This window comes from Rhizobium sp. SEMIA 4085, from assembly GCF_013004495.1.
GTDB lineage: Bacteria > Pseudomonadota > Alphaproteobacteria > Rhizobiales > Rhizobiaceae > Rhizobium > Rhizobium gallicum.
This window is the reverse complement of record NZ_JABEPH010000025.1, coordinates 1-21,922: the sequence shown is the minus strand read 5'-3', so window position 1 is coordinate 21,922 and position 21,922 is coordinate 1. Positions and strand designations below refer to the sequence as shown.

Genomic DNA, 21,922 nt, shown 5'->3' with positions numbered 1-21,922 from the left:
AGGATTACTTATGTATGCAGTTCAATGAGGGATCGTCCCATGACTGCCATATCACAGATGGAAAAATCGACCGCGCTGCCCATCCCGACCGAGTTCGGGATCGAAGGAATGTCCTGTGCGTCGTGCGTCGTCCGGGTCGAGAAAGCCATCAAATCTATTCCCGGCGTCAATGCCGCGTCAGTCAACCTTGCGACAGAGCGAGCAACGGTAACTTTCAAGGATGCGGTCGATACCGTTGCCGTCCTGCAGGCCATCGAGGGTGCTGGCTATGAAGCAAAGATCGAAACGCAGGAATTTCTCGTCGAGGGTATGACTTGCGCGTCTTGCGTCTCGCGCGTCGAGCGTGCCCTCAAGGCGGTTCCCGGCGTTACGGAAGCCAACGTCAATCTTACGACGGAGAAGGCGACAATCCGTTATGTGTCAGGCGCAACGACCTCAGCGGCTCTCTCCGCAGCCGTCCGCAATGCGGGTTACGAGACCAAAGCCACTGTCAATGTTGCCCCTGAGGATCAAGAAGATAGCCGCGACGTTGAAATTCGGTCTCTCCGCAGAGAGCTACTTCTCGCCGCCGCTTTAACGCTGCCGTTGTTCACCGCGGAAATGGGCTCGCACTTCATTCCCGGGGTGCATGGCTTCATCATGGACACGGTCGGAATGCGTGAGAGCCTGTACGCCCAGTTCGGGCTGGCAACCATCGTATTGTTCGGCCCAGGGCTTCGTTTTTTCCGCAAGGGTGTCCCAAACCTGTTGCGTTGGACACCTGATATGAATTCTCTTGTCGTTCTCGGGACAACGGCGGCGTGGGCCTATTCAGTAGTCGCCACGTTTCTTCCGAGCGCCCTGCCCGCTGGTACCGTTAACGTCTATTATGAGGCAGCAGCCGTCATCATCACGCTGATCCTTCTGGGTCGGTACCTTGAGGCTCGGGCGAAAGGCAAAACCAGCCAGGCAATCAAGAGGTTGCTCGGCCTTCAGGCCAAGACTGCCTTTGTCGATCATGGCGGTGAATTCGTAGAAATACAGATCAGCGATGTCGTCGTCGGAGACGTCATTCGAATTCGCCCTGGCGAAAAGGTGCCGGTCGACGGGACTGTCGTTACTGGTGCATCCTACGTCGATGAAGCCATGATAACGGGTGAACCGGTACCAGTCTTGAAGACCGCCGATAGCGAAGTTGTCGGCGGCACCATCAACAAGACCGGTTCCTTTACGTTCCGCGCAACGAAAGTCGGTAGCGACACTCTGCTCGCGCAGATCATCAAGATGGTCGAGGCAGCGCAGGGCTCGAAACTGCCGATCCAGGCGCTGGTTGACAAGGTCACCGGCTGGTTCGTGCCTGCTGTGATGGCCGCAGCTCTCCTGACGTTCGGCGCTTGGATGCTGTTGGGGCCATCTCCGGCTTTGAGCTTTGCGCTGGTCAATGCAGTCGCGGTCCTGATCATTGCCTGCCCCTGCGCCATGGGCCTCGCGACGCCAACCTCAATCATGGTCGGCACCGGACGTGCTGCAGAGCTTGGCATCTTGTTCCGCAAAGGCGAAGCACTTCAAAGCTTGCGGGATACGCAAATCATCGCAGTCGATAAGACGGGTACACTGACCAAGGGCAAGCCCGAACTCACCGACTTCCAGGTGTTGCCAGGCTATAGCCGTGATGATGTGCTCTCTTGGGTCGCCAGCCTTGAAACCCTCTCGGAGCATCCGATTGCGGAAGCTATTGTTGCAGCAGGAAAGGCAAGTGGGCTTCTGAACCTGGAAGTATCTGGTTTCGAGGCATCGCCGGGCTTCGGCGTGAGCGGTATCGTTGCCGGGCGTAAAATTCTCGTCGGTGCTGACCGAGCGCTGGCCCGCGAAGGCATTGAAGTCACAGCCTTCGCCAGCCTCGCAAGCGATCTTGGTCGCGAAGGAAAGTCGCCCCTTTACACAGCTGTCGACGGACAACTGGCAGCCATCATTGCGGTGTCCGATCCGATAAAGGAAACGACGCCAGCCGCAATCCAAGCACTACACGCCCAAGGCTTGAAGATTGCGATGATTACCGGCGACAATCGTCGCACGGCAGAGGCAATTGCCGCGCAATTGGGTATTGATCAGGTTATCGCGGAGGTTCTTCCGGACGGCAAAGTAGAGGCCGTTAAAAAGCTTCGCGAAAACGGCCAGAAGGTTGCGTTCATCGGCGATGGCATCAACGATGCCCCGGCCCTGTCTGAAGCTGACGTCGGCCTGGCGGTCGGTACCGGTACCGACATCGCCATCGAAAGTGCGGATGTCGTGCTGATATCAGGCGATCTGACCGGTGTGGCTCGCGCCATTGCACTCAGCCGGGCGACGATCCGGAACATCATGCAGAACCTGTTCTGGGCCTTCGCCTACAACGTCAGCCTGGTGCCGGTGGCAGCCGGTGTCTTGTATCCAATTAACGGCACACTGCTCTCGCCGGTCTTCGCAGCGGGGGCGATGGCAATGTCCAGCGTCTTCGTCTTGGGCAACGCGCTTCGTTTGCGTCGTTACCAAGCCAACTGATAGCAGAGCTGCATCGCGGATTCCCGGTGCAGCTCCCTCGCAATGATAGGAAAAAACGATGAACATCGGACAAGCAGCCAAAGCCAGCGGCGTGTCGGCGAAAATGATCCGCTACTACGAGCAGATAAAGCTGATCACGCCAGCGCATCGTACGGAATCGAGTTACCGGACCTACTGTGAGAACGACATTCATACGCTCCGCTTCATTCGCCGAGCACGCGATCTCGGGTTTTCGGTTGAACAGATGAAAACCTTGCTCGCGCTATGGCGAGACCGTTCACGCGCGAGCGCCGACGTCAAAAGTATTGCGCTGGAGCACATCGCCGAACTTGAGCGGAAGGCAGCTGCGATCCAGGCAATGACGCAAACGTTGAAGCACCTCGCCAACCATTGCCATGGCGACGAGCGGCCGGATTGCCCAATCATCGAGGAGTTCGCGAACTCGGCTAGCGATGATGACCTGCCAGGTATCAATGCCCGGTTTGGTGTGAATGGTCTGCGGACTGAGCTGCCCTCGCGCTGATCAGTGTCCGAAGGCTTCAGAGCCGCAACATGTGCGATTTGGTTGATCGGCAAATGTCGTCCGCCAGCGTTAGCGGCTTCATTCACTGAGAACGCTCAAAATTGGACAGTACATCGCATCTCCGAATTCGCAAAGCTCCACCGTGCTGGCGAGCGTCTGTTCCATTCGGCGCAGATCGGCAATCTTCTGGCGAATGTCCGTGAGATGCGTGAGCGCAACCGTCTTCACCTCGCCGCAGCTGAATAGTTTCGATGTTTACGCTCGACAGACGCGATAGTTCTCCGATGGGAAACGTCCCGGTTCTCAAGGACGTGACAACACTCATAAAAAAATCCCTTGCTTCTGTAGTCGCTACAGGAAGCACAATAGCACATCCGACGAAATGAGGAGTATGTGCATGACAGCGCGAATGAAGATTGGCGAGGCCGATGACCAACCCAAAAAGGAGACCAGACAATCAATCAATGGCCTCCTGGCGGCTGGTGGCATCATCGCCGCACTTGGCGCGTCCTCATGTTGTGTCGTACCACTTGCGCTACTCGCGCTCGGCATAAGCGGCGCTTGGATAGGCAATCTGACCGCCTTTGCCCCCTATCAGCCTCTCTTTGTCACGGCTGCTATTGGCTGCCTCGCTGTGGGTTTTTTGCGCGTCTACTTCCCACAAAAGGCGTCATGTGCGAACGGCACCTCTTGCACGCACCCGCGTTCGTCGCACCTAACCAAATTTTCCCTTTGGGTGGCGGCGGTGCTGGTCACCGTGGCTGTGGCGTTTCCCTACCTTGCTCGTTTTTTCCTCGAAACCTGATCGAGCACTGACATGAACACTCTTCTTCGGACCATTTTGATCGTCTCTGCCCTAGTGTCGGGTCGCGCTGTGGCTGGCGAGCGCACCGCGACGCTTGATGTCGAAAACGTGAGCTGTGCCGTTTGTGCGCCGATTGTAAAGCGAACTCTGTCGCGAATGCCGGGAGTGCGCCAGGCCGCATTAGTTGAACAGGACGGCACGGCGACAGCGACCGTTAGCTTTGACGACGAGCAGGTGACGCAGGAGGCGCTGGCAGCGGCGGTCACGAATGCAGGCTTTCCTACGCAGGTGCAGGTCACCCAGCGCTGATCAGAATTTGTAAGCAAAAGGAGAATCTATGGTGCAACTACGCTCAACGCTGACATGTCCGCACTGCAGACAGCAGGCAACGGAAATCATGCCGACAGATGCGTGTCAGTATTTCTATGACTGCAGAGGTTGTGGAGCGATATTGCGACCGAAGGACGGCGATTGCTGCATTTTCTGCTCTTACGGTTCCGTTCCCTGTCCGCCGATACAGCAGATGCGAGAGTACGAAACACCAGACAACTGCAGCCCCATTGCGTAACCAAATTCTCACTGCACCCGAAGCGGTCAAGCCTTAGAACAGGCTACTCGGCATACGAAGCGTCATCCCCACTCCTAAGGAGTCGCGTCAATATTTGTGCTGTCAATCCGACATACGGAACTTGGTGTGGCAGGTCGTACAGGCTTGCACCATAAGGTGAAATGCATGCTCGGCTGGGATCGCTGACAATTGCGCTTCGTTTTGAACATGCGTTCCCAGCGGCCCACCGCCCATCGGCTCTCCTGGTTTCATGCGCATGCTCTCCGTGATCGCCGCAGGATTTTTGTCGGCGGCTGCGTCTAGTGCGGTCGCGTATGCCTTCAGATCGTTCGCCAGACGATCAAACCGCTCGCGCTCTTCGACGATATTTGGTTTGCCTTCGACTTTGGATCGGCGGCTTCGGCCGCAAAATGGGCGATCAGCCCCTCCCCGGATTTGTCCCGAATGGTGTCGGCGGCCCACTTGAACTCGCCTGGGGAGTATGTGGCTGGTACCTTAAACATTCCGGCGATGGACTTCGTGGCGGCGGCAATCGCTTTCATATCGGATTGCCTCGCAACGATATCGCCAGCAGCAACGACCGCCGACGCAAGCGCAAAGCAACAGATAACCGCATAGAGAAAAAAGTTGGGCTTCATTTCAAACTCTTCATTCTTTCCACCAACCAGTCGTGTCCAGCAGGCTCCTGCCATGGATTTAGAAGTCGAAAGGGAGGGCAAAGTGCCCAGCTCCTAACAAAAATGCAAATCGATGTATCTTCAAACACCCAAATTTACGAAAAATTTAGGCTAATTTTATCGATCTAAATCTGCTCGTTTCGGCCTGAAAAAAGAAAGTTTAGGTTGCACCAACGCGTCCCTTTGGCGTGCCCCAACCTTTTCAGAGACAGTCACGGATCGTCGCAATGACTATTGTCTATTCAGATTCTGCATATTTTCCTTCAGCGCGAAGTCTCTCTTCTCATACAGCCGAAAGGGTGCAATCCAGGGCGGTTGGTCCCGATGTTCTCCGATCATTGGCGATCCTTCTCGTCATGCTCGTGCACCTCCCTATCGAGGCGACACCGTCGATGCTCGTCGGCGTCCGCAATTATGCATGGGTGGGAGTGGATATTTTCTTCGTTCTGAGCGGATTTCTGATCGGAACCCAACTCTTCAAAGAGATTTCACGGACAGGAGGCGTGGATTTAAAGTCCTTCTATCTCCGTCGCGCCTTCCGTATTTTTCCGGCGTTTTTTATTGTTCTCGGCCTCTACGCAATTTTTCCCATTCTCCGCGACGCCCCGACGATGCAATCGATCTGGAGCTTTGCGACCTTCACTGTGAACTTCAACTTCGATCCGCGCGTAGGCCGTGCCTTTACGCAGGCATGGTCGCTTTGTGTCGAGGAGCATTTCTATCTGGTCCTGCCGCTCCTCGTATTGCTCCTGCATCGCCGGATCAGCATGCGCTGGACGCTTCTGATCGCTGCGGCAATGGTGATTGCGGGAATGATCCTTCGGTACACGATCTGGGAGAACCAGATCGGAGTCCTCGTCGACGCCGACAAGCTGAGAGATGCTTTCGCCGTCTATCTCCGGGACGTATACTACCCGACATACACCCGCCTAGATGGCCTGATGTTCGGTGTGATCCTTGCTGCTGCGAGATTTTTCAAACCGGAACTCTGCAAGCGTTACGCGCCTGCGCGTGTGGCCCTGCCGATAGGCGTCGGCCTCGTCGCGGCCGCTCTTGTGCTGTTTTCGATTCGAGGGCCACTTGCCGGAACAAACCTCTTTCTCGTCTTTCAGGCGCAGCTTGGTTCGGTTGCCGGATTCCCGCTCATTTCAATCGGTATCGCTCTCATTCTCGGCGCTATGCTCGACCTGGAGCATGTTCTCAAACGATGGCCGGTTCCGGGTGCCATGGTCGTCGCCACCTTGTCATATAGCCTGTATCTGACCCACAAATCGGCCTTTCATATCGACAGGCTCATCTTTGGGGAAGCGAACCTCCAGGGCGGCTCCGGCTTCGTGGTCTATCTTGTCACCAGCTTCGCTGCAGCAGTTGTGCTGTGGTTCTGTGTCGAGAGGACGTTCCTTCTCCTTCGGGATCGGGTTCTCTCTCCGAGCAAATGACCTGAACTTGCCAGCTTCGATCACAACTCGAAGCTGGCAAAAGTCAGTTTCTCGCGATGGACTTCTGCAACAGCTCCAAAGTTGGGCAGAGGTAAATCGTCGCTCCTGTCGCGCGTTGGCATCATCTTATCAACTTGGGTGACAGCAATCCACGAACGAATCCTGCTGCAACCGAAGTGCGAGAAAAGCCCCTTAAATACCCTCAGCAGACGGAAACCTTCGACTACTGATGCTTCTCCCGAAATCGAGCATGACATACTTTGCACGTCTGGAGCATCAGGTGGAACGAGTGTTCTGCGGGGATCGAGCCAAGCCTTTTAGCCGAGACGTCCGTGCCGAAAGGGCCGCCGCTCATCGGCTCTCCAGGCTTCATCCGCATGTCGCTAGTCATCTCGCCGAAATTTTTCTGCGCCGCCGCTCCCAATGCATCGGCGTATGCCTTAAGATCGTCGGCAAGTCGGGCAAAGTGATCCCTTTCCTCAAGGATATCTGCTTTGGCGTCGGACCCCGCCGCCGGTACTTCGAAATTGAAGTGCTCGATGATGGTCTTTCCAGACTTGGCGCTGATCGTTTGGGCAGCGTTACCAAAAGCTTGTGCGTCATAAGTAGTCGGATCGAGAAACATGTCGGAGATCGCCTTAGCCGCCGCCGAGATGTCTTTCATATCCTGCTTTCGCAGCGGGACCAGGTCACTTCCCGAGAAGCTTGGCTCCGCTAAGGAGCTCAACCCAATGACTAGAAGGAGACCTATAAAAAGCCTCTCCTGCGACTGTCTCATAACGATCACCTGTTCGCCCAAGAGAATGGATGCGCGAGATAGGCTATTTGCAATTTGGTAACATTATGATTTTGCAAGAGGAGGCGGCAGCCGCCTCCCCTTAACGCAGCATTTAAGCCGCCATTTTCTCGCAGCTTTCAGCGCAACGACGGCACGCACCGACACAGCTGTCCATATCGCCGACGCGTTCACAATCAGCCGCACACTGCCTGCAGATTTCTGCGCATTCTCGGCAGGTGTGCTTGTGGTGCTCTGTGCCGACCAGCATGAAATGCGCCGACGTCCTGCAGATTTCAGCGCAGGCCATCATCAGTCGAAAGTGATCTGGCTTCGTATGCTCACCGCCCATTGCCAGGCAGTGTGTCATCGCCATCGACAGACATTCCTGATAACAGGCGAGGCAGTTGTCGATGCACTCCTTCATCTCGGAAGATACGTTATGCATGGTCGGGTCTCCTGTTACTTGGCTTCCTTGTCGAGCCACTTGGTCATGTCGACGATCTCTTTCTTCTGAGCATCGATGACCATCTGAGCCATCTCCTTGGCTTCCTTGTTGTCGCCGTACTTCAGCTCGACCTCAGACATGCTGATCGCACCCATGTGATGGGCGATCATTCCGCAGATGAAGGAGACGTCGGCATCCTTCTTCATCATTCCCTGCATCATGTTCATGTGCATGGACTTCATTCCGTCCATCGATGCCTTCTGGTAGTCGGTCATCTCGCCCATAGGCATGTCGCCGCCCGACGACATGCCCATCTTCGACATGTCCATTCCTTCAGTTTTGCACTTTTCGGGATAAGTCATCTCCTGGGCCGATACCACAAGCGGAGCCAGCGACAGCAGAGCAGTTGCGCCGACAATGGCGAGCGAAGTTTTCACGAAAACGTTCATTGGATTCTCCTTTTGAGATCAGTTGATGCTTGAAGACCTTCAGACGCCGGTAGCCTTCGGCGGCGGATCAATCGGCCTGATCAGGAGAAGCGGACTGGAGGTGGCAACCGACGGTCGAACGACGAGCGGCTCCGAAAGTGGCTGCGCGGCGGTTGGAAGTGTGGGCATGATCGGACAACAATGCATGCTCACGCAGCACAGTCCCGGGAGACGATCCAGCTGATGACCTTGCGAGTGACCCGCAGGCACACGCAGAGAAATGCAGCCTTCATCACCTGCATTGGCGAGGCCGCCCGGAATGTTGACCAAGGTCAACGCCACCAGCAGTATGACGGCTAGACGGCAGATTTTACTCCAGCTGACCATACGTCGAGATTCCCTTCCGCCGGAGAACTCTCGCGGTAGAAAGATGTTCCGCTACCCTCTGAATTGGATCGGCCGAGCGAGAAGGCAACGGCCCGGAAATGCCTTAACCGAAGTTCAAGGGACGTGCGATACGACTGGTGGCATTGAGGGATTGAGATGACGCCGCGCTACTCGCTTTCGCAGATTGTGCTCCATTGGGCTGTGGCCGTGCTGATACCCATCCAGTATTGGACAGGCAGAAGCATCGAGCGGACGCATCACGCGGTTCACATGGGCCTGTCCCCAGACCCATGGGACGTGATCCAGCATCACGTTCATAACTACGCCGGGATTGCTATCGGGGCGCTCATGGTTTCCCGGTTAAGTCTCCGGGTCATTCATCGCAGCGCCTTGAAGCATCCAGCGAAAAGCCCGGCGGATCGGCTTGCACGCGCGATGCACTTTGCATTCTACGCTGCGATTATCGCTCAAGCGGCCATGGGCTTCGTCGCAAGCTACTTATGGTTCGGGATCGCACCGGTTCATGTCCTGGGCTCGCGCGTCATTCTGGCGCTATTGGCGCTGCATATCGCTGCGGCGGCGTGGCACACATTTTTTTGGCGCGACGAAACTGTCGACCGGATGATCTTTCCCAGACGCACACTTTCTTGAGGTTACGACATCAATTTCAGAGTGGCCAATGTCAGGACGACGTAGCGCCCTGTCTTAGCGATGAATACCAGGATCGTGAACGTCAAAAGCGGCTCGCGCAATACGCCCGCTACGATGGTCAGGGCGTCTCCGAACAGCGGCATCCAGGATAGCAAGAGCGACCATCTTCCGTATTTGTGGTACCACCGGGACGAACGTTCGAGCGATTTCTCGCTTACGGGGAACCAGCGTCGATCACGAAAGCGCTCGATACCTCGCCCGAGGAACCAGTTGACAACGCTGCCTAGTGTATTTCCAACGCTCGCCACCGTAAGAAGCAGAATCCAGGAGAATTTTCCGCTGAGCACCAAACCAACGAGCACGGGTTCCGATTGCATCGGAAGAATGGTGGCAGCCCCGAGAGCGACCAGGAAAAGGCTCGCATACGCGGAAATGTCAGAAAACATTGATTCCGTTACTCGTAATCCTGCTCTCTCGGAAAGCCTGTTTGTCCCCTACACAGCATTTCTAAACGTATTCGGCATATTAACCGATACTTGAGGGCGAGAAATAAACGGAGCGGAATGGTCGCCGAAGGACGTCATTTCGCCTTGACCTTCCAACCTTGGGAGGCTCCATGTTCCTCTAGCTTGCAGGACCGCCGTCACAGAAACGACGCGAATCTTTGGCAGCTATTCGTCGCAATTGAAAGTCGGCTGCTGTGATAGTAGTCGACGGAGCATGGGCAAAATGTATCGAATCGCACTGAGCAAACTGCTCTTGATTGTGCGGCTGGCGATCATCGTATCGCTGGCAGGCTACAGCTTGTCCAATGCGAACGCGGCCATGCACGGCACGGCATTTCCTGAATTCGAGCAAGCCGCTTCGCAGGTTATGCAGCACGGCGACCATGACGAAGTCCAAATGTCTGGACACGGTCACTCCCACGATCATGCTGCTGGTGACAACGACGGCACCAAGTCGGTGAAGAAGGATTGCTGCAGCGACTTTTGCGCGGGCATTGGCATCATTTGCAACAGTCATGACGTTGGCGGACCCGTTGTGACCTCAATTCGGCAGTTCGTTGACGATCAGCAAACCTTTGGCGAGCTGCCTCCCCTTCACCGCCCCCCGAATATCTGAATAGCGAGTCCATCCGCGTGCGCGGATGAACCTCGGCTTGTCTCGGATCGCGTCTGAGACAAGCCGGACTGCACTCATATTTCGGAAAAATTCATGAGACCTTCTATTATATTGGTGGTCGCATTGCCGCTCATCGTAAGCGGATGCGCAGCCACAGTTCCTCCTGACGTTGACACACCCGACGCTCAGCTTTTGTCCAGCGCCAATCCAGTACGGTATCGCAGCCCGATTTCCGGCTATGTCAATCGCCAGCCGGTTGATCCGAAGCCATGGCGGCAACAGAACCAGTCGCAGTCTCCTGCTGAAGGAGACCCGTCATGACCCCGACGAAAACGCTCGCGGCCATCGCAGTTATTCCATTTGTCCTAGCAGGCTGCGTCAGCAGCGCGGAATATGCAAAGAAGGAAGCCGGTTTCAACACCGTCTCCAACAAGACTGCTGCCATCGCCTCTAAACGAACCGCCTGGGTGCAAAATCAGCAGCAGGCGCAGGCAGCATCTGCTCAGGTCAAGACGCTCCTGGCTCGCAAGAAGTCACTCGACGTCGAGACCGCCGTACAGATCGCATTACTGAATAACAAGGGCCTCCAGGCGGCGTATGCCGACCTTGGCGACAGCGCGGCTGACGCCTGGCAAACGACAATGTTCCTGAATCCGACTGTAGCCGTTGGCTTGACCGGCATCGGGACGCCCGGGCTGGAAGCCTTCAAGACAGTCGAAGGGGCAATCGTCACCAACATTCTGGCGCTTGCCACAAAGAAACGTGACATCGAAATCGCTGACACGCGGTTCCGGCAAGCACAGTTGAACGCTGCGTCGCGTACGCTTCAGCTTGCCGCCGACACCCGTCGCGCCTGGATCAACGCCGTTGCTGCCTGGGAGAATGTGGGCCAGTTACAACGCGCCCAAGCGACTGCGGACGCAGCCTCCGAGCTGGCGCAGAAGCTGGGTGAAACCGGCGCAATGACCAAAGGCGCTCAAGCTCGCGAGCATGTGTTCGTAGCCGAGCTTGCGGGCGAAACCGCAAAAGCACGTCTCGCGGCCCGGCTGACAAAGGAAGAGCTTACGCGCCTTATGGGGCTGTGGGGCTCAGACCTCGACTATCAAGTCCCGAATAGCCTGCCGTCCCTGCCAAAGGCTGTCGCGAAGCGCGATACCATTGAGGCGGAGGCACTTCGCAACCGCATCGATCTGCAAGTCGCCAAACTTGAGTTGGAGGCAACCGCTCGCTCCTATGGGCTGACCGAGGCGACACGCCATGTGACCGATCTGGAAATCCTGACCGGGCTTGAAACGGAGCGCGAAATCGAGGACGGCGACAAGAAGGTCGACACGACTGGATTTGCCGAGCTGGAATTCGCGATCCCGATCTTCGACACCGGCAAGGCTCGCATGAGGAAAGCCGAGTTGGCTTACATGCGGGCAGCGAACCAGCTCGCCGAGAAGGCAATCAATGTCCGGTCGGAGTCGCGATCTGCCTACGAGGCGTACCGGTCGAACTTCGATATCGCCCGGCACTACCGCAACAGCGTCGTGCCGCTGCGCACCAAGGTCGAAGAGGAGTCTCTGCTGACCTACAACGGCATGATCACCAACACGTTCGAGCTGCTCACCGACACGCGCGACAAGATCAATTCCATCCTGCTCTCCGTAAACGCCAAGCGCGACTTCTGGCTGGCGGAGGCCAACCTCGCGCCAGCCATCTACGGCGGCGGCGCTTCGGCTGCGTCAGCAGAGACGGAAGTTGCCTCTACTTCCGAGAGCAGCGGCGGCGGCGGCCATTGAGAAAGGAAATCGCTATGTTCAATAGAAGACAGATCATTGGAGCCAGCGCCGCTCTGCTTTCGACGGCCGCCTGGACTAAGACGTCGGCAATGGGCTTGCCGGACGCACCAACGATGGAATCGGCGGACATGCAGCCACCGCTCCAACCAACGTCGGGACCAGATTACCAGCCAGTGGTTACGCTGAATGGCTGGACCCTGCCCCATCGGATGAACAACGGCGTCAAGGAGTTCCATCTCATCGCCGAGCCCGTCGAACGCGAGATGGCCGACGGCATGACGGCCTATCTCTGGGGCTACAACGGCCAATCTCCGGGTCCGACCATCGAGGCGGTCGAGGGAGATCGCGTCCGAATCTTCGTGACGAACAAACTGCCGGAGCACACGACGATCCACTGGCATGGCATGATCTTGCCGTCCGGCATGGATGGCGTCGGCGGATTGACGCAGCCGCATATCCCTGTCGGCAAGACCTTCGTTTACGAGTTCGACCTCGTGAAGTCGGGCACCTTCATGTACCACCCGCATTCCGACGAGATGGTGCAGATGGCGATGGGCATGATGGGCATGTTCATCATCCACCCCAAAGACCCGATGTTCATGCCGGTCGACCGGGACTTCGTCTTCCTGCTCAACGCCTACGACATCGATCCTGGCTCCTACGTGCCGCGCATCATGGAGATGACCGACTTCAACATGTGGTGCTGGAACAGCCGCGTCTTCCCGGACATCAGCCCGCTGGTCGTTTCCAAGAACGACCGCGTCCGCGTCCGCGTCGGCAATCTGACGATGACGAACCATCCAATCCACATGCATGGCTACGACTTCGAGGTGACGTGCACCGACGGCGGATGGGTGCGGCCCGAAGCGCGGTGGCCGGAGGTCAGCATCGACATCCCGGTTGGCGCGATGCGGGCTTACGAGTTCGACGCCAAGTATCTCGGCGACTGGGCGATCCATTGCCACAAGTCGCACCATACGATGAACGCGATGGGACATGACATCCCGACATTCATCGGGGCCGACAAGTCGAAGGTCGCCGAGAAGATCAAGAAGCTGCAGCCGGAATACATGCCCATGGGCACCAAGGGCATGGCCGATATGGGCGAAATGGAAATGCCTATCCCCGAGAACACCATTCCGATGATGACCGGCTGGGGGCCGCATGGCCCCATCGAGATGGGCGGCATGTTCTCGGTCGTGAAGGTCCGCGAGGGCATCTCGGCGGGCGATTACTCCGATCCGGGTTGGTACGAGAATCCGCCCGGGACCCAGGCTTGGGAATGGACCGGCGAACTGCCGGACGCGACCAAGGCCAAAGACGCGAAGACACAAATCACCCCGAAGCCGACAAATGGCTGAGGCTCAATCTTCCACATCAAAAGGATTTACGCATGAAGAACTATGTATTGGCACTGGCGCTCGTCGCCCTCGCAACCCCAGCCTTGGCTACCGGCAATCACGCTGGCGGTCACGGTGAAAAAATGGCCATTGGCGAACCTGGTGATAAAGCCAAGGCGACACAGACGATCCGCGTCACGATGAAAGAAACCGACGACGGGAAGATGCTGTTCACCCCCGCCGTCTTCAACGTCCGCAAGGGGCAGACGGTCAAGATCGCGATCAAGAATGCCGGAACAGTCGACCACGAGTTCGTGCTCGATCAGGAAGACAAGATTCTTGAGCATAAAGCGGTCATGGAAAAGTTCCCGGAGATGGAACATGACGATCCGAATTCGATCCGACTTCCGGCCGGTCAATCCGGCGAGATCATCTGGAAGTTCACCACCGACGGCCAGTTCAAGTTCGCCTGCCTGATCCCCGGTCACTACGAGGCTGGCATGCACGGCGACGTCACCGTCGGCGGGAAGTAAAGTAATTGAACCTAAGGAGTTACAGAAATGAAAACCGCAATGAAACTTGCCGTTGCTGCCTTGCTCTCGCTCAGCACAGCATTTGGAGCTTTCGCCCAGGAATTCACCAAGGGCGTCGTCAACAAGGTCGACACCAAAGCAAAGAAGGTCACCATCAAGCATGAAGACCTCAAGGGCCTCGACATGCCCGCGATGACCATGGTTTTCCGCGTCGAAGACCCGGCTCTGCTGGAAAAGCTGAAGGAAGGCTCGAATATCGAATTCGTTGCCGAGCGCGTGAACGGCAAAATCACTGTCACTCAGGTGAAGTGAGCCAGCCCGCCGTCGCTGAGGCGACTTTATACGCGGCCGTCGTTGGCGGCCGCGTAACCTTATCCACATCAACTTCGACAACGAGCGCGTCCGTTATAAAACACGCAGGCGCAATCGAATACCTTCCGGTAACGACCGCCATGAAATCTGTAATCGGCGCTCATTGGAATTACGCGCGAGAAATTCGTTCGATCCTTCTGCGGTTTGTCGCCTTCGCCATTCTTCTCGCCAACCTCTTGCTAGGCGGCAACGAAGGTGCCGAAAGGACGCATTTAATCGTCGTCGTCAGCTATCTCGTCATCAGCATCGCATCCGTCGCGACAGCGCGATTCCTTCCTGATCGCTCTTGGCTGAAAACGCTCTTTGTCGTACTCGACGCCTTGCTGGTCGTCTTAATTTTGTATGCGCACATCCTTGGCGGACCGGTTACCGAAAACCACAATTTGACGACAACCGGCTTGGTGGTGGCATTCATCCTGCTCAACCATGTAGGCCTCAAGCTGGATCGGCGGCTCGTCCTTATCTTCTCTGGCCTCGTCCTCGCTTCCTGGATGACCATGCTGGCTATCACCGCCGCGAGACATCATTCGGCTGACATGGTGTCGTTGATCGGATCGTTCTTTAATCAGGACCTGGGCCTCACGGTCAGCTTTGGCTTCACCGCCCTTGCAATTTATCTTCTCGCGAAGGACCACGACCGGACGCATAAGGAGGCGCTGCGAGCGGATGAGCGGCGTCTCAACCTTTCGCGATTCTTCTCGCCGCTCGTGGTCGCAGACCTTGAGGAAGGCAGCTCGGCGATCGATCTGGAACGTCGTAACGCGGCGATCATGTTCGTTGACCTGCGGAATTTCACAAGCTTTGCCGAAAATGCGCCTGCACGCGAGCTAGCCTGGGTGCTGGGGGAATATCGGCACCTTGTTTCCGGCACCATTTTTGAGCATGGCGGGACCGTCGATAAGTTTATCGGTGACGGGGTCATGGCGGTGTTCGGCCAACCCTCCCCCACAGAAGACGACGCAGACCGTGCCTTGGCATGCGCTCTCGATCTCGTCGATGCGCTCAGCGATTGGAAGAACCACAGTGTGCGGAATGGTTACCCTGCCCTGAACGCAGGTATTGGCTTGCACTACGGCACGGTCGTCGGCGGGGTTCTGGACAGCGGATGCCATAGCGAGTTCACCGTGATCGGTGATGCGGTTAACGTCGCCCAGCGCCTGGAATCTCTGGCCAAATCATTCGATGCGCCGCTCGTCGTATCGTCAGCGCTGATGGCGCAATTGCGTGAGCCAGTTCCGACCGCGCTCTGGATACCACAGAGTTCGGTGGTTCTGCCGGGACGTCGGCTCCCGATAGATGTGTGGTATTTGCGCCGGGAAGCAGGCTTTACTCCCGCCGAGGAGAACACAAACTACGAGACGGGGGGCGTGCAGACCGCCTTCCATAGATCGTCCTTCCAGTTATCGCCTCCCGCCCCCGATATGTGCACCGGATAATCGATGCCTCGGACGGATACCTTGGCTGGATAGCCACATTTCACGAATGCTCGATGCTTTCCCGGGTCGCTGTAACCGCCACCCGCAGCATTGCCTTGTGAAAGCGAAATGAGGACGTCGAAATCATATCCAGCTCGCTCTGCGGTGTGATTGCTTATAAGGCCAAGGCTGACCACGGTGTCGTCGTCGAAATGCGCCGTATGAAAAATCAATGGTTCCATTGCCTTCGCATTGGAAACCAATGACAGCCCGGCGACAAATACGATCAGATTCCAACGCATTCACCCCTCCCGTGGTTCATGCGAATACAGACCATATCACTTCGACGGCCGTGCTGCTATCAATTCCCAGAGATCAGGCCGAGAACAGATGCGGCTATCGGCTACACAAACGCCTCATGATCGAAGTGGCATCGCATTGGCAGTCTGTTGTGCCCAATAACGCCGTAGCCATTGCTTCATCCATTGATGGGATGGTTTGTCGAGTGCGTGGTAACATGCCATTCCCACAGCCATGCAGGCGACAAAGACGGCCGCGAAGAGGCTTAACTGCTGGCCGAGCGGTGCGTTCCCAGCCTCAAACCCAGTTTTCTCAAAGATGTACTTGCAGAAGGCGATGGTGATCAGATGCGAGAGGTAGATCGCGTAAGAGGCATTGCCGATGTGACAAAGAAATTCGACCTTCCGCAGCCTTCCGTTGCGCTCGTACGAGAGTGCACCAATCAATAAGAGCGCCGCAGGCAATCCCCACATTACGGCTCTCCGAAATCCACCCTCGGGCGGCTCCACCCAGAACGAAAGCGCGATACCAGCCACGCCTAGCGCGATAAAAAGCGTGTCCATGGTTTTTGGAAGCGCCTTACCAGAAACGTACCAGACAGCGATGAAAATACCTGCGAGAAACTCCGACAACAAGGGTGACGCGATTACTTTAACGGCGGCGACTTCGCTGGAGAGGAACCGCGCCAACATCAAACTTCCCAAGGTCACCGTGAGGTAGGTTAAGCGATGTCTTTCCTTTAACAGCAGCCCGAACGCGAATACGAGATAGAAGAACATTTCGAAGTTGAGCGTCCAGCCCACGGCAAGTGCTGGTTCTACAGCTCCGTTCCGGGCAGAATACGGAATGAACAACAGCGATTTCGCAACCTCAGAAACAGTCGAGGATGCCTCATCAAATGGCCCTGGGGACAGTGTCGCGCCAACGACAAATATTATGGTGAAGAGCGAGTAGAGCGGGACGATCTTGATAATTCGATGTGCGAGAAACTCGGCAGGCCCCATAGATTTTCCGGCGGTAACCGACCACATAATGAAGCCGCTGACGAGGAAAAACAAATCGACGCCAGCCGCAAGCGGCCGCCACTCCCAGCCGAAGATGAAACCGATGTGATAGACAGCGACTGCCGTTGCGGCGAACGCTCTGAGATATTGAACCGAGTAGATCATTTCCCCTGGTACGCTGAGCCTAGCATTGCTCATTGTCCGTCTCCGTGTTCGAGGAGAGTCGCTGTTCGTCGACGGCCTTCACACGTCGAACTGCCAAAAGGTCGACAATCTGCCAGCTATGGCAATTCGCTTTCGACGAGCCACTTTCCTGTCGTTCTAAGGATGTTTGTGGATAAAGAGGCTGCTTACCCGCGCCTCAAACCGCAATTTCGAACCGGGGCGGCCGTTCGATTCCATAGCCGAGCCGCTTTGCTTGCTGGGATGGCTCTTTTAGGAAACGCGCACCTGCGAGAGCTTCGGAGCCTCGATGTGATTGAAGCGCTGGATAGAATTTTTCGTGAGTGTGGTCGGAGCAATGTATCTCAGTTGCGGCGTCGGCCGCCGCTAGTGAAACATGTCGACTGCAGTCAGCCGAATACTCTACCTGGCTTGCCAAGGGGATTAAGGACGAACTGATAGAGCTTAGTTCATGCGCCAGCTGGTGGCGTCCGGATAGAGGCAGAAGGAAAACAGTGAGCGCAGCAACTGCAACGATCAGCCTCAAAAACCTTTTTCCTAAGCCGCGTTTCACCTTGTCACACTCCACATTCTTGCGCTTTGCAAGCAAGAAAGAAGAGCATAGCGAAACCTCGACTTCCTTGTAACTCGTCCAAAGGTACTACTCCGAGCTGCCCTGCCTCTCATAAATTCGGCCATCAACTTGAACGAAGATAAGCCACCCGCGCGGGATTGCAGACTTTTGGCCGACGCGGTAGCTCTTTCCCATGCGAGAGCCTGATATCGACGTGGATGGTTGGTGCTTAGATGATGGGGAGGAATACCATCGGGCCGCACCCGACACTTTTTGGATTCCTGATCGTGAAGCTCGCGAGGCGCTGCAGCCCGGCGACTTGGCGAAGCTGATCTTCCGTATCAGCGTCGATGATCCGGAAGCGCCTGTTGCGGTGGAACGCATGTGGGTGCTTGTGCGTGAACGCATCCCAGGTGGCTATTTCGGTATCTTGGACAACGATCCTGAAGCCATCGACGATAACGAGGAATTCTGGAGCGGCATCGAACTGCCCTTCGCCGCCCGTCACGTCATTAACATTGATGGGCGGGACGAAAACACCATCGCGCTTGCGGCTCAGGAGCCGAAACGGCGATGGCAAAAGTCCTGAAGAGCGAAGCCGCGAACTCGGTCGGCCTCGATGATTGGCTCGCGTAAAACCAAGTCTCTCGAAATCCGCCTTGAATGATTTTCTGAGTTCTTTATCCGCGTAGCCCGTCTGTAGCGTCTCAGGTAGTTTCGTTGACCTGCCACTGAGAATTTCCTCCAGAATGGATTAGAGTTCGGCCTATTAAAGGACGGACGAATGAAGAAGCAGCGATTTACGGAAGAGCAGATTATTTCGGTGCTGAAGGAGCAGGAGGCTGGCGCGAAGGTGGCCGACCTCTGCCGCAAGCACGGAATTTCAGAAGCAACGTTTTATAATTGGAAAGCCAAATACGGCGGCATGGAAGTCTCCGAGGCGAAGCGGCTGAAAGCGCTTGAGGACGAGAATAAACGCGACGCCGTCGCGCATCTGAAGACCGTCATGAGTCTTTCGGAACGGCGGGCCTGCCAGATTATATCTGCGGATCGGAAGATGGTGCGATATCGGTCCTGCCGACCGCCGGAGGTAGAATTGCGGGCGAAGCTGCGCGATCTTGCCAATGAGCGAAGGCGTTTCGGATATCGGCGACTGTTCGTCCTGCTTCGGCGGGACGGAGAACCGGCCGGCGTCAATCGCATCTACCGGCTCTATCGCGAGGAAGGTCTTTCCGTTCGCAAGCGGAAAGCCCGGCGGCGTGCGGTCGGCACGCGTGCGCCGATCCTGGTTGAAGCGAAGGCCAATGCCCGCTGGTCGCTGGACTTCGTGCATGACCAGTTTGCCTGCGGCAGACGCTTCCGCGTGCTCAACATTGTCGATGATGTGACGCGCGAATGCCTGGCGGCGATCCCGGACACATCCATCTCCGGTCGACGTGTCGCCCGAGAACTGACGACGCAGATCGAACGACGCGGCACCGAACTAACGTCGAATGCCATCCTTGCCTGGTCGAAGGATCACAAGGTCGAGTGGCACTACATCGCGCCGGGAAAGCCGATGCAGAACGGCTATGTTGAGAGTTTCAACGGTCGGATGCGCGACGAGTTGCTCAACGAGAGCCTGTTCTTCGGCCTCGATCATGCCCGAAGCGCCATTGCCGAATGGGCGGACGATTACACTACTTTTCGGCCGCACTCATCGCTCGGATACCAAACCCCGGCAGACTTTGCCGGGACCATCGCCGCAACCGGCTCCAACGCTGCGCAAGATGAAAGCTTCGCGTTTCCGCCGGTTGCTCAAACCGCGCCTGTTGGCGTATTCAAAACCGCCGGGGCTCTAGTCGCCGCTGGATGAAAGTTCAGTGGCAGGTCACACCTTACAAAGGGCCAGAACGAAACGCAGCGAGTGCCTCGTCAGGAATGTGCTCCTCAGCGGGTAATTTAGGTGCTCAAGCAGCGATTTTCCGTCAGGAACCCGAAGATCACGACCGCTCTAACGCTTTGGAAAGTCACAAAGCGACAAAAAATTAAGCCATTGATTTTGTTAGATCTCGGAAATTTTCTGACTCTAAACCCCATATTTTTTCCGGAAAGATCGAAATAATTTCCGACAGAGTAAAGTAATGCCCGCCAACACTACTGTCGCCACAACGCAGCTGAGATTCGATCAACCCATTGATTTTAAGAGTCCCAACCAAAAAATGTCGATTCTCTGGCACTCATTGGGCCCGAGTTCATGGCCCTTAGCATTGATACCCTAGTCCGCTAAAGTACTCGTTCATCACCCCTCTGTCACGAACCGAGGGGTGATAATGTACGGGAAGAATGCCGACGCCTCGAATAGCGCGTAAAGCCTGAGCCACCGATAAGTGTGGATGTTGATTTATGGCGAGGATGGCCATGATCTCTGCGCCGCCGATGTACCGTGCGCGAAAGGCGGTAGCGTCGCTAAACTTTATGCCATTTAAAGGGAGCAGGTTGCTGGTAATTAGCGTGGAAACTTCTTTGCACGACACGCCAATATAAAAACCAGCCTCGTAATTGGAAAGCACCACGTCATTCATCCAGTCCTCTCGGACTGCCTGCGAGACTATCTTCCGTAAATGCTCGACGTCTTCAATTCGAAGACGATGGATCAAAGGTCGATTTCCATCAGACATCGTTACCCTTAACGTTCCTTCCGTCACCTCGCCCACGACCGTCGGCCATGCGAGGAAACCTCCGGAAATTGCAGTTACCGCTTTGTAGAGGGAAACGCTCCCGGGCGTGTCCGGTTTAGCGATGTCATGAATGCGGGTTGATAGGTCCTCGAGGTGCTCTGGGTTCTCAACTAGGAATTTGAAAAGCTTAGGGTCTGGGTGTCGAACAACTCCGTTTGCGTAGAGTCTGACGAGGTCAAGAAATGGAAGACCGCTGGCCTTAAAGTCCGACCTGACGGCTTTTGAACTTCGGGACAATACTGTGGCGAAGAGCAGCTTGTCGTCTTGATCTTTGAGCCTGAAGCCGTCCTGTTTGGCTGTTCGCGCGCGCGGCCTGCGAAAACGCTGCTCTTTCGTCTCGGGCAACTTTGGCGGCGGACGTCTAGCCGCCAACCCTGATCGAAGCTGGTCTTTCACCAAACGGAAAAAATTTATCCCAAACAGGTTGCGAGAATGGAAGACCTCGGCGATGACCGGGTTCTCGGAACCGTGTCCCATGGTCAGCGTCGGGAATCGCCAAGTATCTTGAACCCTCTCCGCCAAATCAATAACGCTAGTCGGCCAATTTCGGATCGCCAGGGCCGCTTCATCGAGCGCCTTTGGAGAGACCGCTCCTTGCAAAAGCGTTCCGCGCTGCCGATCGACCAGACGTGCCAGCAAAAGTGAAAATTCGAAAACCTGTCCCCTATCGAGGCAACGCAGATCGTGATGAAGGGTTCTCACCGTATCGCGCTTTGGATCGAGCGCCGGGTCGACTAAGGAGCACGCAAAGTCTATGTTTTCATACGTTGCCAAGTCGACGGTCGGCTGCCGGAAGTCCCTTAGGTCTGTTGTTGCGCGACCCGTGTCGGGATTGCGGCAGGAATGACAATGGTAGAGTCCCAGCGTTTGATTGAATGTCAGCATTGCTCCGCATTCAGGATTCGGGCAGTGATCCATCAGGTGCTCGTGGTTCCCGGGATCGAACGTCAGCGGCAAGAGTGACCAGATTGCTTTTTGGTATCCGTTCGACGCGAGAAAGCTCGGTGACACCCGCCGGTGCGGTGCAAGTTGTGAGACAAAAATCGTAGTGCCGAAGAACCTTACAGTTCGAGGACCTTGTCTCACGTACCGGAGAGGTGCGATATCGCTCTCCCCTACTGGCGCTCCGAGATAGTCGGCGAAGGCCGCGTCGTCTTCGACCAGGTCGACAAAATTTCTATGGCTGAAATATGCCTTTTTCCTGCCGAACGCAGCTTGCCACAATCCGGACGGATACTCCTCGCCGTTGCGATCAGTCGCCCTGAGAAATATATCGGGCAGGCCCTCGCCTACTTGCGGCGCGACCGGAAGCGCAATGCGGCGGCCAGCCAGACTGTGCCATCTCTCAGCAACGGCGCCAGACGACGCGACCGGG

General features: G+C 56.2%; 22 protein-coding genes and 1 pseudogene. 16 read left to right on the top strand and 7 right to left on the bottom strand.

Translation table 11 applies throughout. The features are described from left to right. Positions 1 to 39: 39 nt before the first annotated feature. The 5 genes from C9413_RS04685 to C9413_RS33070 all read left to right on the top strand — a co-directional run bounded on the left by C9413_RS04685 (position 40) and on the right by C9413_RS33070 (position 4,416). Positions 40 to 2,520 carry a heavy metal translocating P-type ATPase gene (locus C9413_RS04685; protein ID WP_039845200.1) on the top strand — a complete coding sequence of 827 codons (2,481 nt, stop codon included), beginning with the start codon at positions 40 to 42 and terminating at the stop codon, positions 2,518 to 2,520. A 58-nt stretch (positions 2,521 to 2,578) separates the two neighbouring features. Next, a complete protein-coding gene (gene cueR / locus C9413_RS04680) occupies positions 2,579 to 3,043 on the top strand; it encodes a Cu(I)-responsive transcriptional regulator (RefSeq protein WP_039845201.1) in 465 nt (154 codons plus the stop codon). 397 nt (positions 3,044 to 3,440) lie between these two features. After that, positions 3,441 to 3,848, top strand: a complete 408-nt coding sequence (locus C9413_RS04670; protein WP_223843937.1) for a mercuric transporter MerT family protein — start codon at positions 3,441 to 3,443, stop codon at positions 3,846 to 3,848. A gap of 12 nt (positions 3,849 to 3,860) precedes the next feature. After that, positions 3,861 to 4,157, top strand: coding sequence for a cation transporter (locus tag C9413_RS04665; protein ID WP_052451535.1), 297 nt, complete (start codon positions 3,861 to 3,863; stop codon positions 4,155 to 4,157). Positions 4,158 to 4,188: 31 nt separating this feature from the next. Next, the gene (locus C9413_RS33070) at positions 4,189 to 4,416 is read left to right on the top strand and encodes a GDCCVxC domain-containing (seleno)protein (protein WP_223844010.1); all 228 of its coding nucleotides are present in this window, start codon (positions 4,189 to 4,191) and stop codon (positions 4,414 to 4,416) included. Between the two features lie 102 nt (positions 4,417 to 4,518). Here the strand turns inward: C9413_RS33070 and C9413_RS04660 are convergent. Beyond that, positions 4,519 to 4,958: pseudogene (locus C9413_RS04660) on the bottom strand (cytochrome c). A gap of 491 nt (positions 4,959 to 5,449) precedes the next feature. Here C9413_RS04660 and C9413_RS04655 point away from each other — a divergent pair. After that, entirely contained in the window at positions 5,450 to 6,532 is a 1,083-nt protein-coding gene (locus C9413_RS04655; RefSeq protein ID WP_246703692.1) for an acyltransferase, read from the top strand. A 223-nt stretch (positions 6,533 to 6,755) separates the two neighbouring features. Here C9413_RS04655 and C9413_RS04650 read toward each other — a convergent pair whose 3' ends face one another. From C9413_RS04650 to C9413_RS04640, 3 genes are all read right to left on the bottom strand, one after another. Then, the gene (locus tag C9413_RS04650) at positions 6,756 to 7,310 is read right to left on the bottom strand and encodes a cytochrome c (protein ID WP_039845203.1); all 555 of its coding nucleotides are present in this window, start codon (positions 7,308 to 7,310) and stop codon (positions 6,756 to 6,758) included. A gap of 112 nt (positions 7,311 to 7,422) precedes the next feature. Next, a complete protein-coding gene (locus C9413_RS04645; protein WP_039845204.1) occupies positions 7,423 to 7,755 on the bottom strand; it encodes a four-helix bundle copper-binding protein in 333 nt (110 codons plus the stop codon). 14 nt (positions 7,756 to 7,769) lie between these two features. Next, entirely contained in the window at positions 7,770 to 8,204 is a 435-nt protein-coding gene (locus C9413_RS04640; protein ID WP_039845205.1) for a DUF305 domain-containing protein, read from the bottom strand. Between the two features lie 522 nt (positions 8,205 to 8,726). Here C9413_RS04640 and C9413_RS04635 point away from each other — a divergent pair. Continuing rightward, a complete protein-coding gene (locus C9413_RS04635) occupies positions 8,727 to 9,221 on the top strand; it encodes a cytochrome b/b6 domain-containing protein (protein WP_039845206.1) in 495 nt (164 codons plus the stop codon). A 2-nt stretch (positions 9,222 to 9,223) separates the two neighbouring features. Here C9413_RS04635 and C9413_RS04630 read toward each other — a convergent pair whose 3' ends face one another. Next, entirely contained in the window at positions 9,224 to 9,667 is a 444-nt protein-coding gene (locus tag C9413_RS04630; RefSeq protein WP_039845207.1) for a YqaA family protein, read from the bottom strand. 274 nt (positions 9,668 to 9,941) lie between these two features. On the opposite strand from C9413_RS04630, the gene C9413_RS04625 reads away from it, so the two are divergent. The 7 genes from C9413_RS04625 (at position 9,942) to C9413_RS04600 (ending at position 15,808) form a co-directional block, all read left to right on the top strand. Continuing rightward, complete coding sequence (locus tag C9413_RS04625; RefSeq protein ID WP_170250225.1) at positions 9,942 to 10,343, top strand: hypothetical protein; 402 nt, start codon at positions 9,942 to 9,944, stop codon at positions 10,341 to 10,343. 93 nt (positions 10,344 to 10,436) lie between these two features. Further along, entirely contained in the window at positions 10,437 to 10,664 is a 228-nt protein-coding gene (locus C9413_RS33065; RefSeq protein WP_082046527.1) for a hypothetical protein, read from the top strand. After that, on the top strand, positions 10,661 to 12,127 hold the full coding sequence (locus C9413_RS04620) for a TolC family protein (RefSeq protein WP_039845209.1): 1,467 nt from the start codon (positions 10,661 to 10,663) through the stop codon (positions 12,125 to 12,127). The genes C9413_RS33065 and C9413_RS04620 overlap by 4 nt, the downstream gene beginning before the upstream one ends. A 14-nt stretch (positions 12,128 to 12,141) precedes the next feature. Then, entirely contained in the window at positions 12,142 to 13,488 is a 1,347-nt protein-coding gene (locus C9413_RS04615; RefSeq protein WP_039845210.1) for a copper oxidase, read from the top strand. Between the two features lie 32 nt (positions 13,489 to 13,520). Then, positions 13,521 to 14,000: a plastocyanin/azurin family copper-binding protein gene (locus C9413_RS04610; protein WP_039845211.1), complete on the top strand. Its 480-nt coding sequence runs from the start codon at positions 13,521 to 13,523 to the stop codon at positions 13,998 to 14,000. A gap of 27 nt (positions 14,001 to 14,027) precedes the next feature. After that, positions 14,028 to 14,312 carry a copper-binding protein gene (locus C9413_RS04605; RefSeq protein ID WP_039845212.1) on the top strand — a complete coding sequence of 95 codons (285 nt, stop codon included), beginning with the start codon at positions 14,028 to 14,030 and terminating at the stop codon, positions 14,310 to 14,312. A 140-nt stretch (positions 14,313 to 14,452) separates the two neighbouring features. Then, positions 14,453 to 15,808 carry an adenylate/guanylate cyclase domain-containing protein gene (locus C9413_RS04600; protein ID WP_039845213.1) on the top strand — a complete coding sequence of 452 codons (1,356 nt, stop codon included), beginning with the start codon at positions 14,453 to 14,455 and terminating at the stop codon, positions 15,806 to 15,808. Positions 15,809 to 16,203: 395 nt separating this feature from the next. Here C9413_RS04600 and C9413_RS04595 read toward each other — a convergent pair whose 3' ends face one another. After that, positions 16,204 to 17,289, bottom strand: a complete 1,086-nt coding sequence (locus C9413_RS04595; RefSeq protein ID WP_052451537.1) for an acyltransferase — start codon at positions 17,287 to 17,289, stop codon at positions 16,204 to 16,206. 731 nt (positions 17,290 to 18,020) lie between these two features. On the opposite strand from C9413_RS04595, the gene C9413_RS04590 reads away from it, so the two are divergent. Both C9413_RS04590 and C9413_RS04585 read left to right on the top strand, forming a co-directional pair. Continuing rightward, on the top strand, positions 18,021 to 18,416 hold the full coding sequence (locus tag C9413_RS04590; RefSeq protein WP_039845214.1) for a hypothetical protein: 396 nt from the start codon (positions 18,021 to 18,023) through the stop codon (positions 18,414 to 18,416). A 195-nt stretch (positions 18,417 to 18,611) separates the two neighbouring features. Continuing rightward, positions 18,612 to 19,682 (top strand): IS3 family transposase, encoded by a 1,071-nt coding sequence (locus tag C9413_RS04585; RefSeq protein ID WP_082046529.1) that lies wholly within the window; start codon positions 18,612 to 18,614, stop codon positions 19,680 to 19,682. Positions 19,683 to 20,070: 388 nt separating this feature from the next. On the opposite strand, the gene C9413_RS04580 is transcribed toward C9413_RS04585, so the two are convergent. Continuing rightward, positions 20,071 to 21,922 (bottom strand): hypothetical protein (locus tag C9413_RS04580; RefSeq protein ID WP_170250224.1); only part of this gene is annotated, 1,852 nt, incomplete at its 5' end.